This window comes from Plantactinospora sp. BC1 (assembly GCF_003030345.1).
Lineage (GTDB): Bacteria > Actinomycetota > Actinomycetes > Mycobacteriales > Micromonosporaceae > Plantactinospora.
Window position 1 is genome coordinate 5,996,106 of sequence record NZ_CP028158.1, and the last position, 13,974, is coordinate 6,010,079.

General features: G+C 70.6%; 11 protein-coding genes and 1 pseudogene. 3 read left to right on the top strand and 9 right to left on the bottom strand.

Features of this window, described 5'->3' with window-relative positions; genetic code table 11:
* Nucleotides 1-59 precede the first annotated feature (59 nt).
* The 8 genes from katG to C6361_RS26260 all read right to left on the bottom strand — a co-directional run bounded on the left by katG (nucleotide 60) and on the right by C6361_RS26260 (nucleotide 8,357).
* The gene (katG, locus tag C6361_RS26225) at nucleotides 60-2,255 is read right to left on the bottom strand and encodes a catalase/peroxidase HPI (protein WP_107269327.1); all 2,196 of its coding nucleotides are present in this window, start codon (nucleotides 2,253-2,255) and stop codon (nucleotides 60-62) included.
* A 42-nt stretch (nucleotides 2,256-2,297) separates the two neighbouring features.
* On the bottom strand, nucleotides 2,298-2,792 hold the full coding sequence (locus C6361_RS26230; protein WP_369931454.1) for a Fur family transcriptional regulator: 495 nt from the start codon (nucleotides 2,790-2,792) through the stop codon (nucleotides 2,298-2,300).
* Between the two features lie 394 nt (nucleotides 2,793-3,186).
* A complete protein-coding gene (locus tag C6361_RS26235) occupies nucleotides 3,187-3,927 on the bottom strand; it encodes a hypothetical protein (protein WP_159079478.1) in 741 nt (246 codons plus the stop codon).
* A gap of 20 nt (nucleotides 3,928-3,947) precedes the next feature.
* Nucleotides 3,948-4,739 (bottom strand): hypothetical protein, encoded by a 792-nt coding sequence (locus C6361_RS26240; RefSeq protein WP_159079479.1) that lies wholly within the window; start codon nucleotides 4,737-4,739, stop codon nucleotides 3,948-3,950.
* A 224-nt stretch (nucleotides 4,740-4,963) separates the two neighbouring features.
* Complete coding sequence (locus C6361_RS26245; RefSeq protein WP_107269330.1) at nucleotides 4,964-6,199, bottom strand: low temperature requirement protein A; 1,236 nt, start codon at nucleotides 6,197-6,199, stop codon at nucleotides 4,964-4,966.
* Between the two features lie 144 nt (nucleotides 6,200-6,343).
* Nucleotides 6,344-7,588 carry an RNA polymerase sigma factor gene (locus C6361_RS26250; protein WP_107269331.1) on the bottom strand — a complete coding sequence of 415 codons (1,245 nt, stop codon included), beginning with the start codon at nucleotides 7,586-7,588 and terminating at the stop codon, nucleotides 6,344-6,346.
* Nucleotides 7,585-7,971, bottom strand: a complete 387-nt coding sequence (locus C6361_RS26255; RefSeq protein WP_234359012.1) for a YciI family protein — start codon at nucleotides 7,969-7,971, stop codon at nucleotides 7,585-7,587. Before C6361_RS26255 ends, C6361_RS26250 begins: the two co-directional genes overlap by 4 nt.
* 5 nt (nucleotides 7,972-7,976) lie before the next feature.
* A complete protein-coding gene (locus C6361_RS26260) occupies nucleotides 7,977-8,357 on the bottom strand; it encodes a YciI family protein (protein WP_107269332.1) in 381 nt (126 codons plus the stop codon).
* A 234-nt stretch (nucleotides 8,358-8,591) separates the two neighbouring features.
* On the opposite strand from C6361_RS26260, the gene C6361_RS26265 reads away from it, so the two are divergent.
* The gene (locus tag C6361_RS26265) at nucleotides 8,592-9,251 is read left to right on the top strand and encodes a Type 1 glutamine amidotransferase-like domain-containing protein (RefSeq protein WP_107269333.1); all 660 of its coding nucleotides are present in this window, start codon (nucleotides 8,592-8,594) and stop codon (nucleotides 9,249-9,251) included.
* 73 nt (nucleotides 9,252-9,324) lie between these two features.
* Here C6361_RS26265 and C6361_RS26270 read toward each other — a convergent pair whose 3' ends face one another.
* Nucleotides 9,325-10,047 (bottom strand): DUF998 domain-containing protein, encoded by a 723-nt coding sequence (locus C6361_RS26270; protein WP_107269334.1) that lies wholly within the window; start codon nucleotides 10,045-10,047, stop codon nucleotides 9,325-9,327.
* A 182-nt stretch (nucleotides 10,048-10,229) separates the two neighbouring features.
* Here C6361_RS26270 and C6361_RS39280 point away from each other — a divergent pair.
* Nucleotides 10,230-10,382, top strand: a pseudogene (locus C6361_RS39280) (GPP34 family phosphoprotein); the annotation flags it as partial.
* A gap of 161 nt (nucleotides 10,383-10,543) precedes the next feature.
* Nucleotides 10,544-13,954 (top strand): S8 family serine peptidase, encoded by a 3,411-nt coding sequence (locus C6361_RS26280; protein ID WP_234359013.1) that lies wholly within the window; start codon nucleotides 10,544-10,546, stop codon nucleotides 13,952-13,954.
* The last annotated feature ends 20 nt before the right edge of the window (nucleotides 13,955-13,974 follow it).

Here is a 13,974-nt window from a genome sequence, read left to right on the forward strand (position 1 = left end):
CTCGAAGACGTCCGGGCCGGCCGCGAGGCGGCCGGCCCGGAGATCGGGAACTTCGGAAATCAGACCAGGTCGAACCGGTCGAGGTTCATGACCTTGTCCCAGGCGGCCACGAAGTCACGCACGAACTTCTCGCTCGCGTCCGACGCGGCGTAGACCTCCGCGTTGGCCCGGAGCTGGGAGTGCGATCCGAGCACGAGGTCGACGGCGGTGGCCGTCCACCTGAGCTCGCCCGTGGAGCGGTCCCGGCCCTCGTACACGTTCTCGGCCGACTCCGCGACCTGCCATTCGGTGCGCACGTCGAGCAGGTTGACGAAGAAGTCGTTCGTCAACGCGCCCGGCCGGTCGGTGAAGACCCCGTGCGGGGCCTGCCCGGTGTTGGCGTTCAGCGCCCGCATGCCGCCGATCAGCACCGTCAGCTCGGGGGCGGTCAGGCTCAACATGTACGCCCGGTCCAGCAGCAGGGTCTCCGGCGAAAGCTTCTCCCCGGCCCGCAGGTAGTTGCGGAACCCGTCGGCCCTCGGTTCGAGGACGGCGAAGGTCTCCACGTCGGTCTGCTCCTGCGACGCGTCGGTACGCCCCGGCGCGAACGGGACCCTGATGTCGTGCCCGGCGTTCCGGGCCGCCTGCTCGACGGCCGCGCAGCCGGCCAGGACGATCAGGTCGGCGAGCGACACCTTCTTGCCGCCGGTCTGTGCCCCGTTGAAGTCCTGCTGGATCCGCTCCAGCGTGCTCAGCACCGTGGCCAGCTCGGCCGGGTTGTTGACCTCCCAGTCCTTCTGCGGGGCGAGCCGCACCCGGGCGCCGTTGGCACCGCCACGCTTGTCGGTGCTGCGGAAGCTGGCCGCCGAGGCCCAGGCCGCGCTGACCAGCTGGGAGACGGAGAGCCCGGACTCCAGCACCCTGTCCTTCAGGGTGGCGATGTCCTCCTCGGTGACCAGTTCGTGGTCGACGGCGGGAACCGGGTCCTGCCACAGCTGAGGCTCCGGAACCCAGGGGCCGAGGTACCGCGAGACCGGCCCCATGTCACGGTGCAGCAGCTTGAACCACGCCTTGGCGAACGCCTCCTCGAGCTGGTCCGGGTTCTCCCAGAACCGCCGCGCGATCGGACCGTAGATCGGGTCGATCTTCAGCGCCAGGTCGGAGGTCAGCATCATCGGGGCGTGCCGCTTGGACGGGTCGTGGGCGTCCGGCACGGTGCCGTCGGCCGAGGCGTCCTTCGGCCGCCACTGCTTGGCGCCGGCGGGGCTCGTCGTCAGCTCCCAGTCGTACTTGAACAGGTTGTCCAGGAAGCCGTTGTCCCACCTGGTCGGCTCGTTGGTCCAGGCGCCCTCCAGCCCGCTGGTGAGGGTGTCGGCGCCCTTGCCGGTGCCGTAGGAGTTCTTCCAGCCGAGACCCTGCTGCTCGATGGGGGCGCCCTCCGGCTCCGGGCCGAGGTACTGCGGGTCGACGGCACCGTGCGCCTTGCCGACCGTGTGGCCGCCGACGATCAGCGCCACCGTCTCCTCGTCGTTCATCGCCATCCGGCCGAAGGTCTCCCGGATGTCCCGGGCCGAGGCCAACGCGTCCGGGTGGCCAGCAGGACCCTCCGGATTCACGTAGATCAGACCCATCTGTACGGCGCCGAGCGGCCCCTGGAGTTCCCGGTCGCCGCTGTAGCGCTCGTCACCGAGCCAGGTGTCCTCCGGACCCCAGAAGATCTCCTCGGGCTCCCAGATGTCCTCGCGCCCGAACCCGAACCCGAAGGTCTTGAAGCCCATCGACTCGTACGCGCAGTTGCCGGCGAAGACCAGCAGGTCCGCCCAGGAGATCTTGCGGCCGTACTTCTGCTTGATCGGCCAGAGCAGCCGGCGCGCCTTGTCCAGGCTCGCGTTGTCCGGCCAGCTGTTCAGCGGCGCGAACCGCTGCGAACCGCTGCCGCCACCACCCCGGCCGTCGGCGATCCGGTACGTGCCCGCGGCATGCCAGCTCATCCGGACGAAGAGCGGCCCGTAGTGGCCGTAGTCGGCCGGCCACCAGTCCTGCGACGTCGTCATCAGCTCGAAGAGGTCCCGCCGGAGCGCCTCGACGTCGAGCTTCTTGAACTCTTCCGCGTAGTCGAAGTCCTCGCCCATCGGGTTCGACCGGGGCGAGTGCTGGTGCAGAACCGAGAGGTCCAGCTGGTTCGGCCACCAGTCCCGGTTGGTCCGGGGGCGGCTCGCCTTGGCGGCGGGCGCCGGGATTGCGGGATTTTCGCTTTCGCTGACGCTCTCGGTCATGTCCTTCTTATCAGACACGTCTGTCCTTCCTGTCTCGGTCTGCTAACTGTTTGCTCGTGCCGTTGGTTGCTTGGGTCCAAGATTGTCCGGGCGGTCGTGCCGGGCGGGCGGCGTGTGCGATCCGTCGTCGGGCGCGGCGGAGGCCGCCGCGACACATCTGGCGCACCTGCCCCAATAGACGACCTCGGCCTCGTCGATCCGGTAGCCGGACCCGTCGGGTGGGGTCAGGCAGGCGGTGTAGCCGGCCGCGCCGTCGACGTCGACGATGGCCCCGCAGGACTGACAGACGAGATGGTGGTGGTTGTCCCCGGTCCGCGTCTCGTAGCGCGCCACCGAGCCCGTCGGCTCGAATCGCCGCAGCAGACCCGCGGCGGTGAGCGCGTGCAGGATGTCGTAGACGGCCTGGCGGGAGACCTCACCAAGATCTTCGCGGACGACACCGATGATCGAATCCGTGTCGGCGTGCGGACGGTCGTGTACCGCGGAGAGCACGGCGACCCGGGGGCGCGTCACCCGTAGCGCGGCCCCCCGCAGCATGCTCTCGAAGTCGGACGTCGTCGGCACGCCGTGAAGTCTCGCGGTTTTTCTGGAATCAATCAAGTCTCGGCCCGGGTCTCCCGACCTCACGTCGGACCGGAGAGTCACACGTCACACAGCCGTGCGATCGAACGAACTCACAATCTATCGGACGACGGCCCGCACCGAGACCCCGGCGATCCGGAATTACCCCGCACTTCACCGCAGGTTCAGACACCTCACCGGAGGTTCAGACACCTCACCGCAGGTTCGGCAACCCACCCCTCGGGCCACGGAGATCCACCGGCGTCACACCCGCCCGCGCCCGCGCGCCGCACCATCTCGCCCCGGCCGGCATCCCCCGCAGACCGAGGCGGGTGCCCCGCCTGACGCAGGGCACCCGGTTCGGCGACGGTCAGGGGCGCGGCCGGAGCAGGTCGGCGAGCGCCCGCTCCGCCAGGTCCAGCGCCGTCTCCGCCATCGTCCGGTCGACGATGGTGGGGCGGCTCAACTCGCCGGGTTGCCAGTTGTAGTCACCGTAGTGGTGTTCGGCCCGGCCACCGACCGTTCGTTCCTGGCCCGTCACGGTCCGGCCGTTGAACGTGCAGGTGTGGGTGAGCGTGCCGGTCGGGTTGTCGATGGAGTCCCTACAGGTCGGCCTGACGTTGCGGATGATGTGTTCGAGCGCCTCCTGGTACTCGGCGTACATGACCCTCATGTTGGGGACCCTGGCCTGGGCGATGAGCAGCACCTCCCACTGTGCGATCAGGGCCTTGCCGACGATGTCCCGCTCTGCGTCGCCGTCGAACTCGGTGAGTTTCTCGCGCGCGTTGTTGGTCCCCTGATAGACCGTGTTCACGTACAGCGGGAGCAGCGGCGGCAGGTCCATCATCTGTGCGCCGTTGATCGCGTACCGCACCTGGCTTCTGACGTCGGCGATCTGCAGGTTGTTGAGCTGCGTCAACAGGTCGGTTTCGACGCCGGCCAGCGCGGCCTTGATGTCCTGGGTGAACTGGACGAGTTCGGCGGGGGTGAGCCCGTCGGCGGCCGAGTCCAAGAAGACCGCCGTCACCCGGATCATGTCGAGGTACCGGTTGAAGTCCGCCGCCGCGGCCGGTCGCGCCGTGCCGGTCAGGAACAGGAGCGTTCCCATCACGGCCGCGAGGACCCGGCGCCTCATGCCCCGGCCCGAATCTGCTTCAGCCGCGGCAGTTCCCGCAGAATCGAGGGCCGTACGGTGTTGCGCATCACGTTCGTCTCGACGAAGGCGTAGTCGATCGGGTTGATCAGCTGTGAGCCGGCCTGGAGTTCCGTCCACGATTCGACGTCGCCGGTGTGTGCCCGGCAGGCGTAGGTGTGTTCGGTGACCCAGGCGAACTCGGGGTCCCAGATGGTGCCGTAGGAGTGTCCGCACGCCGGCTTGATCTTGTTCAGCACCGCCTCGTAGCTGGCGATCAGGTCGTCCAGCAGGGGCGTACTGTCGAAGCCGAACTTCGCGAACGTGACCATCGCGATCGAGTAGATCTCGCCCATCACCCGCGCGATGTGGTCCGCCGCGCCGAGGTCCTGCACGGCGTCGAAGTAGGCCGACGACAGGGTCGCGCAGTTGAGCGAGCTGTCCAGGAACACCGACAGCGTGTAGATGTCCATCTGGTCGATGTTCGGCATCAGGAGGGTGTTGGAACGGGCGCAGGCGCGCACGTCGGCGGCGGCGATGCCGTCGATGTGGGCGAGGATCTCCTGTTGCGACTGGTTGATCGCGCCGAGGATCTCCCGCTTCGCACGTTCCAGTTGGGCCGGGGTCACCCCGCCGCCACCGCCGCCGAACAAGCTGCCCGCCACCGCCACGGCGACGTTGATCCAGAACGACGCGTCCACCGCCCTGGCCGGTTTGGCGGACCCGCCCACCACCATCGATACGGCGAGGCACCCGGCCAGCAGGCCATTGAGAAGGCGTCTTCGCATCATGTCCCTCCCTCGGTCAGTTCGCATCGACATAGGTCGAACTGCCGGCGTAGTCTGGCCCAGACCACTGGACAGCGGCTGAACGCCGACTGGACAGCCCATCCGTCAGGCCGGCGCCTCATCCGTCGCGCCGGCACCTCGTCCGTGGGGCGGCCGCCGGGCAGCCCCCGGTGGCGGGTCTGCGGCGTCTTCCGGTGGCGGATCTGCGGCGTCGTCGTTCCGCACGGTCATGCCTCGGGTCCGTGACTGCCGGGCGTCCCCCGGCCGATCGGCGAGGCGAGCTCCTCCGGTGGCCGTTGCCGATTCCGCACCGCGTCGAGCAGCGCGACCAGGGCCAGCACTCCGGCCACCACGCTCAGTCCGACCATCGGCGACCAGCGGGCCAACGCCGCCGTGACCAGCAGCAGGACCGCCAAGCCGACCATCCGGGACCGGGAGATCCGGCCGAAGATCTGGTGATCCAGCCACACCCGGGCGGCGAGGAAGAGCACCGGACCACCCACCACGAACAACAGCCACGTCGGCCGCAGCGGCCCGTACGGGTGCGCGATCACCAACTCGTAGCCGACCGCCGTGACGAGCACGCTGAGCACGATCAACCCGTGCGTCCGATCCGATGCCGTACCCAACTGGCCGGGCATACCCGCCCGCCCCAACGCCTCGGTCAGCAACAGACCGGCGCGGTGGAAGTAGATCCGCCACAGCAGCGCGCTGGTGGCGAAGGCGACCGTGAAGGCGGCGGCGCGCTCCGCGGAGTAGTTCACGCCGCTGAATACGACGGCGATGATCGCGATCGACTCACCGAGCGCGATGAGGAACATCTGCTGGTGCCGCTCGGCCAGGTGCTCCCCGGCGATCCGCCAGCGACCGACCGCCGCGGCCCCGAGCCACGGCAGCGGCCAGCCCAGGGCCCAGGCGAGATAGTCCACGGCGAGCGCGGCAGCCCACAGCGGCAGGCGAAGCCAGTCCGGGCCCAACGCGCCGACCAGCCAGAGCGGCGCGGAAACCGCCGCCCAGGCGGCGAGCCGAAACGGCACCAGCCGGCGTGGGTGGCCACGCAGCGCGACGGCGACCACCAGCGGCCGCACCACCATCACCATCAGGTACGCGACGGTGAACGGCAACGCCCGCTCCTCCAGGGCGCGCGGCAGCGCCACCGCCATCACCAGGGCGGCGAACATGGTGCCGACCACCACCGCCTGAATGACCGACCGCTCCGGCTCGTAGCGACTGGTGATCCAGATGGTGTGCGACCAGATCAGCCAGAGTGCCAGGAACAGCAGCAGGGTACGACCGAGCCCGGCGACGAGCGTCCAACCGGAGTCGTCGCCGAGGTCGGCGAACCGCTGCGAGACCCGGGTGAGGGCGACGACGAAGGCCAGGTCGAAGAAGAGTTCCAGGAAGGTGGCGCGTCCCGAGGTCGTCGCAGAGCGCAGCAGTTCGGCACCGCGTCCCGCCACCATCGCCCGCCCCCGTCCGCCCCTGTGGCACCAACGAGTCGGTCGCCGACAGGGTTGCGTCGGCCCCTGCCGCGCCCCGTACGCATGGTCCGGAAGTGGTCGGGCCCGCCGCGCGGGGTGCCGGAACAGGCTGGTCGGGCGTGTCGGTCAGCCGGCGAGCTGGTCGCGGCGGCGGGTCAGGTAGGCCCGCTCCGCGCGGTTGCCGGCCAGCCCGATGGCCCGGTCGTACGCCGCCCGCGCCTCGCCGCCGCGCCCGAGTCGCCGCAGCAGGTCGGCGCGGGCGGCGTGGAAGGCGTGGTAACCGTCGAGTACCTCGGCGAGCCGGTCGATCTCGGCGAGCCCGGCCCCGGCGCCGTCGACCTCGGCGACCGCGACCGCGCGGTTGAGCCGCACGATCGGCGAGGGGTCGATCAGCACCATCCGGCCGTAGAGGGCGACGATCGCGGGCCAGTTGGTGTCTCGGGCGGACCGGGCCTCCGTGTGGACCGCGTTGATCGCGGCCTGCAACTGGTAGCGCCCGGCTGGGTCACCGCCGGCCGCCACCGCCTCGATCCGCTCCCGAACCAGGGCCCTGCCTTCGGCGATGAGGGTACGGTCCCACGCGCCGCGATCCTGCTCGTCGAGGGTCGCCAACTCTCCGCTGCGGGACAGCCGCGCCGGTCGCCGGGCGTCGGTGAGCAGCATCAGGGCGAGCAGGCCGGCCACCTCGCCGTCGTCCGGGAGGAGGGTCCGGAGCAGCCGGCCGAGCTGGATCGCCCGGTCGGTGAGGTCGACGCGTACCGGGTCGTCCCCCGCACCGGCCAGGTAGCCCTCGTTGAAGATGAGGTAGACGACCGCGAGTACGCCGGCGAGCCGCTCGCGGATGTCGGCGGCCGACGGTACCCGGTAGGGAATGTGTGCCGCCTTGATCTTCGTCTTGGCGCGGGTGATCCGGCGCGCCATCGCGGTCTCCTGGACCAGGAAGGCGCGGGCGATCTCGGCGACGGTGAGGCCGCCGACCAGACGCAGGGTGAGCGCCACCCGGGACTCCATCGCGAGCGCCGGGTGGCAGCAGGTGAAGACCAGTCTGAGCCGGACGTCCTCGACCGGGCCGGTCGGTTCCGCAGGGGTGTCGTCGTACACGATTCGGGCCGCCTGGTGTTTGGCGTCGCGCTGTGACTCGCGACGGAGCCAATCGATCGCCTTGCGTCTCGCGGTGGTGGCGAGCCAACCGCCGGGGTTGGGCGGTACGCCGTCGCGCGGCCACCGCTCCGCGGCCGCCGCGAACGCCTCGGCCGTCGCCTCCTCGGCGACGTCGAGGTCGCCGCACCGGCGGGCGAGGTCGGCGACCACCCGCGCCCACTCCTGCTGGTGGGCACGGATGATCGCCTGCTCGACGGTGGGACCGGTCACGGCGTCGGCAGCGCTGGTACGGATTCCGCGGTGCGGAAGGGCCGCACCTCGACCCTGCCGCGACACGCCTTCGACCCCTCGACGGCGAGCGCCAGCGCCACGTCGAGGTCGGCCGCCTCGACCACCCAGAAGCCGCCGAGGTGTTCCGGCGTATCCAGGTAGGGCCCGTCGGTGAAGACCGGTCTCCCGCCCTGCCCGTCGACGGTGGTGGCGGTCGTCGCGGGCTCCAGGCCGCCGGCGAAGACGAGGTGACCGTCCCGCCGAAGCCTCTCGTCGAAGGCGCCGGTGTCGACGACCGCCTCCGGCATCGCCTCGTGCTGCGGGTGGGTGCCCGGCTCGGTGCGCTCGGCCGTCCCGTGGACGGACAGCAGATACCTGGGCACCGGACTCACTCCGCCCCGGAGCCGGTGCGCCGGGCCCGCCCGGGACGGGGGAACCGGTGCACCTCCTGCGGCCAGTCGAGCACGGTGGCGAGCCGGCCGGCCCAGTATCGCGCCGTCTCGTCGTCGGGTACGTCCACGACGGCGAAGCCGCCGAGGTGCTCCTTGGTCTCCACGTACGGCCCGTCGGTGAAGACGGGCTTGCCGTCGACCGACTCGACACCGCAGATTGCGGTGGACCGGTCGAGCGCGCCGTTGCTGAAGATCAGGACGTCCTCCGCCAGCATCTCGTCGACCACGGCCCGGGCGGCCGTGGCCTTCTCGGCCAACTGCTCCGCCGTGTGCTCAGGCACCCACTCGTCGTTGAAAGTGATCAGGTACTCCGGCATGTCGTCTCCTCCTGCGTCCGAGCTGAGGGCCTGTCCGGCTCCTCCGGTCCGGCAGCCTGACCAGCTGCCACACACGAGTTCCACGAACGGCCACGCCCTGATACGACACCATCCCGGAGATTTCCTCTTCCGGGCGGCCCCGACCTGCGAGAAGGTTCCCGCACTACACTGAGCCCCGGCGTGGTCCCTGATCTTGGGACACGTCCACCTCCCGCGCGCGAACCTGGAGCCCCCTTGAAGCTCTTGCTCACCTCGGGCGGCGTCACGAACCCGAGCATCGACTCGGCGCTCGTGCAGCTCCTCGGCAAGCCGATCGCCGAGTGCCACGCGCTCTGCGTCCCGACCGCACTGTGGGGTCACCCGATGTGCGGCCCGGCATCGGTACGGGGTTTCGTGGCCGCCGAACCCGACTGGCAGCACCTGTCCGGCCTGGGCTGGGCGTCGCTCGGTGTACTCGAACTCACCGCACTGCCCACCGTCGACCGGGAGCGATGGGTGCCGTGGGTCCGGAAGGCCGACGTGCTCCTGGTCGACGGCGGCGACGCGACGTACCTGTGCCACTGGATGCGGGAGTCCGGGCTGGCCGACCTGCTGCCGTCGCTGCCCGACACGGTCTGGGTGGGAGTGAGTGCCGGCAGCATGGTGATGACCCCCCGAATCGGGTCGTACTTCGTCGAGTGGCCCTCCGCGCCGGACGACCGCACCCTGGGAGTCGTCGACTTCTCGATCTTCCCGCACCTGGACGCGTTCCCGACGAACACCCTGGTCCACGCGGAGCGGTGGGCCGCCGAGATCGGCAATCCGGCCTACGCCATCGACGAACAGACCGCCATCAAGGTCGTCGACGGCTCCGTCGAGGTGGTCTCCGAAGGGCGGTGGACGAAGTTCGGGTAGCGGTCGCCCGGCATTTTGTGTCCTCGCCTCGTTGGACGTGACCCTGTCGAACCTTGTCCACCGGTAGCACCTCCTAGCGCGCCCGCCCTGCCGCAGGACTGACCGGCCGACGAGGTCGCGCGGCCAGGATCTGTCCGGTCGTCGCCGAGGCCCACAGCCAGCCGAGGGCACCCCCGGCAAGCATGACCCGGTAGTCGGGGATCACCATCCCGACGACGGTCAACCCGAGGTAGGCGACGGCGGTGCCGTGGCTCACCGCGGCCCACCCACGTCGGTCGGTGCGCCGGAAGCGGTACCCGAAGACGAGGGCGGCAACGACCAGCGCCAGCCCCATCAGCGGGTTGGCGAGAATGTGCAGCATGCCATGCCAGCTCAGCTCTTCGGGCGGCCCGGCGGGCGCACCGGCCGGATAGCCGTGGCCGGGGTCGACGACGAGGACGCCACCCATCAGCAGCGCCGCCCCGTAGACGGCGATGAGGATCGGGCCCCAGGTGCCGGCCGGGCTGCCATGCAGCATTCGGCGCAGGCCCGCCGCCGAGGCGAGTATCAGCAGGCCGGCCACGATGAAGTTGGCGATCTGGATCCATCCCGCCGCGCCCAGGCTGAGCATGCTCAGGGGGTGGATCCTCGGGTCGACGTCGGCCTTCGCCGCGAACTGGACGAGGGTCGTGGCGAGGAAGAGCGGGCCGGCGAGCACGCCCGCCGCGAGCAGGACGACGGTACGCCGGGACGGCGCTGGACGTCCGTCCGTCGCGGGTTCGGCCGAGGCGCCGACGGTGGTGGTGGCCAGGGACATCGGTACTCCAGGAGTGTTGGTGACGAGGGTCGGTGGTTGTCGTCGGTCCGCGTCGGCGGGATACCAGCGGCCCGGTGACGCCCTCAACGATTCGCGAACCGCCGACGCCGACCAAGCCATGATCGGGCTACGACCGTTGACCCAGATTCAACGAAGGAGCACCCGGCAGCCTCCCCCAGCGCATCTTCGTGCTGGCCTACAACCCCGCCAAGGGCAGGCTCAGCCTGACCGCCAACCTCGGCATCCTGCTCCGGGCCGCAGCCCTCGCCGACCTCTACCGGGGCGGTCACCTCACCGACGAACGCGGCCGCGCCACCATCGGCATCCCGCACCCCTGCCACGATCCACGGGATGTCGGGTCGGGGATCGATGTCGGTCGCTTGTTTTCCATCCTTTCCCGACGGACTACCTTGGCTGGGAAGGACGGCCACCCTCGCATCGCTTCCGTTCCGGTGAACTACGGACGAAGGCATGCGCATGGCGTACGGGAGGATTCATGCGCACTCGACGAGGGCCGTGGCGCGGGCTGCTGGCCGCCGTTCTGGTCGGCTCGCTGCTCCCGGCCGGCGTCGGCCCGGGAGCCGGTACGGCCGCACCGACCGGTACTGCCGGCCCCCGCGCGGCCAGTGCTGGCTCGCCGAGCGGCGGCGTGGCCGGGGCTGGCGAGGTGGCTCGGGACCTCGTCCTCGTCACCGGTGACCGGGTGACCCTCAACCCCACCGGCGCGGTCGGGATCGAGCCCGGCGAGGGCCGGGACGGCATCAACTTCGCCACCTACCGCGACCCCGACGGGCACGTCCACGTCGTACCGTCCGACGCGGAGGACCTTCTGGCGCGAGGCGAACTCGACCGGAACCTGTTCGACGTGACCACGCTCGCCGAGTACGGCTACGACAGCCGGGGCGGGGGCACGCCGCTGATCGTGACGTACGCCAGGATCGGCGACAGTCCCGTGGCGCGCGGGCGGTTCGCCAAGGGCGGCGCGCGACTCACCCGGGAGTTACCCAGCGTGCGCGGCGCCGCGGTCGAGTCGTCGCCCGGCACGGCGGCGAAGCTCTGGAACGAGATCACCACCGAGGTCGCCACCGGCGCCGGCCGGCGGAAACTGCGCGACGAGATCGGCCAGGTGTGGTTGGACCGCAGGTTGAGCCTGCACCTGGAGAGCAGCGTGCCCCAGGTTGGTGCGCCGACGGCCTGGGCCGCCGGCTACGACGGAACCGGTGCGAAGATCGCCGTACTCGACTCGGGCATCGACGCCACCCACCCCGACCTGGCCGGGAAGGTCGTCGCCGCGCGGAACTTCACCTCGGAGGCCGATGCCCGGGACCTGCTCGGCCACGGGACGCACGTGGCCTCGATCGCGGCCGGCACCGGCGCGGCGTCCGACGGTACCCGCCGGGGTGTGGCACCCGGCGCCGCGCTGCTCAACGGCAAGGTCTGCACCGCAGCGGCCTCGAACAACTGCCCGGAGTCGGCGATCATCGCCGGCATGCAGTGGGCCGCGCAGCAGGGCGCGGACGTGGTCAACCTCAGCCTCGGCGGGCTCGACACCGTCGGCGTCGATCCCATGGAGCAGGCCGTCAACACCCTCACCGCGCAGTACGGCACGCTCTTCGTGGTCTCGGCCGGCAACCGCGGTCCCGGCGAGATGACGGTGGAGACCCCCAGTACCGCCGACGCGGCACTGTCGGTCGGTGCCGTCGGCGACGACGACTTCCTGCCCTACTTCACCGCCCGCGGCCCGCGCATCGGCGACACCGCGATCAAGCCGGACCTGACCGCACCAGGGGTGAGCATCACCGCGGCGGCCAGCTCCACCGCACCCTCGACGCCACCCGGCGAGTTCTACGTGGCGAACGAGGGTACCTCGATGGCCGCGCCGCACGTGGCCGGCGCGGCCGCGATCCTCGCACAGCGCAACCCGGAGTGGACCGCGACGCAGCTCAAGTCGGCGTTGCTGGGCTCGGCCCAACCCCACGACCCGACACCGGTCATCGAACAGGGCGCCGGTCGGCTCGACATCGCCCGCGGGTACGACCAGCGGCTGCTCGCCGACCCGCCGAGCCTCAGCCTGGGCCGCCAGCAGCACCCGCACCACGACGACCCGGTGCTCAACCGCACCGTGACCTACACGAACACCGGCACCTCCGCCATCACCCTGAGCCTGGAGCTGACGACCCGGGACCCGAACGGCTCGGCCGCGCCGGCCGGAATGTTCTCCCTCGGCGCCTCCTCGGTAACCGTGCCGGCGGGCGGCAGCGCCGCCCTACGGTTCACCGCCGACACCGCGCTGAACGGCCCGGAGGGGCACTACGGCGGGACCATCACGGCGACGGCCGCCGACGGGGTACGCGTCGTCACCCCGTACGCGGTCGACCGTGCCGTCGCCGGTGGGGAGGTCACCTTCCGGCACCTCAACAGCGTCGGCGAGCCGACCAGCGAACGCAGCACCATACTGTTCTCCCTGGACGGCGGGGAGGACTACTTCCTCGGCACCGAGAGCGAGCCGATCACCCGGTACATCCGGGCGGGGACGTACCTCCTCCAGTCCTGGATCACCGACTCGGCCGACTTCGAATCCCGGCAGACGATGCTGGTCGACCCGAGCGTGCGCATCGACGGCGACCAGACCATCACCCTCGATGCCCGGCGGGGGCGGCCGGTCGACGTCGACATCACCGACGACCCGAACGAGGGGACCGTCAGCGTGGAGCTGGGATACTGGTGGCGCGACAACGCCGGCAACATGCGGTCGTACAGCAACCTGCTCGATGGCGGTCGGCCGCTCGCCTTCGGCCAGGTCGACCCCGAGCAACGCACCCCCGGGCTGACCAGCTTCCTGAACATCACCCTGGCCGCGCCCGGGCCGGGCGGCGACTTCGTCAACTCGCCCCGCAGCTACCACCTGGTGCGGCGGTTCGAGCAGTACGTACCGACCGGATTCACCCAGACCCACTCGACCGCGTCGCTGGCCCGGGTGGACGCGCGACTCGGCGAGAGCACCCCGAACACCCGGGGAAACAAGACGTCGTACCCGTCCTTCGGGGAGCAGCGCTGGGCCGGCCAGTTCGCGATCCAGTTCGACCTTCCCTTCACCCACACCGAGTACTACAGCGCCGCCGCCGGTCTGCGCTGGTTCTCGACGTTCGGGGACCATCATCCGGCGACCCGCACCTCGACGATCTCGTTGCAGAGCGCACCACGCGCCTACCGCGCCGGGACCATCGTCACCGAGGGGTGGAACGAGCCCGTGCTCGGCCCGTCGTACTCCGCGCTGCTGCTGCCGTCCGACGGCGTGCACCGTACCGGCGACACCATCCATCTGGACCCGACGCTCATCGGCGACGGTTCCGGCCACTCCGGGTGGAGCAACGCCACGCCGCGGTACACGCTCCGTCGCAACGGGACGGTCATCGCCGACAGCACCGACGGCCCCTGGCCCGACGTGACGGTACCGGCCACCCGGTCGACCTTCCTCTTGGAGGGCCGGGTGGAACCGATGGCGCCGGCTGAGCTCTCCACCCTGGTCACCGCCGTCTGGACGTTCCGCTCGGGCACCGCGAGCGGCAGCACACCGGTACGACTTCCGCTCTGGACGGTGTCGTTCCGGCCGGCCCTCGACGAGAACAACGTCGCGAAATCGGGTACGACCTTCAGGCTCCCGGCGACGCTCGCGGCCCAGCCCGGCTCGACGCCCGGCAGTGTGCGAAAGGTGACCGTGCAGTATTCGACCGACGACGGGAGATCGTGGAGGAACGCCACGGTCACGGGATCCGGCAACACCCGGACCGTCGCGGTGCGGCACCCGAACACGTCCGGGTTCGTCTCCCTGCGGGCGACGGTGACGGACTCGGCGAACAACTCGGTGAAGCAGACAGTCATCCGCGCGTACCGGATCGCTCCATAGCCCGAGCCCCCGGACCGCTC

Coding starts and splice junctions, on each gene's coding strand:
- katG (WP_107269327.1), bottom strand. CDS start 2,255: ATGACCGAGAGCGTCAGCGAAAGCGAAAATCCCGCAATCCCGGCGCCC.
- C6361_RS26230 (WP_369931454.1), bottom strand. CDS start 2,792: ATGCTGCGGGGGGCCGCGCTACGGGTGACGCGCCCCCGGGTCGCCGTG.
- C6361_RS26240 (WP_159079479.1), bottom strand. CDS start 4,739: ATGATGCGAAGACGCCTTCTCAATGGCCTGCTGGCCGGGTGCCTCGCC.
- C6361_RS26245 (WP_107269330.1), bottom strand. CDS start 6,199: ATGGTGGCGGGACGCGGTGCCGAACTGCTGCGCTCTGCGACGACCTCG.
- C6361_RS26260 (WP_107269332.1), bottom strand. CDS start 8,357: ATGCCGGAGTACCTGATCACTTTCAACGACGAGTGGGTGCCTGAGCAC.
- C6361_RS26270 (WP_107269334.1), bottom strand. CDS start 10,047: ATGTCCCTGGCCACCACCACCGTCGGCGCCTCGGCCGAACCCGCGACG.
- C6361_RS26280 (WP_234359013.1), top strand. CDS start 10,544: ATGCGCACTCGACGAGGGCCGTGGCGCGGGCTGCTGGCCGCCGTTCTG.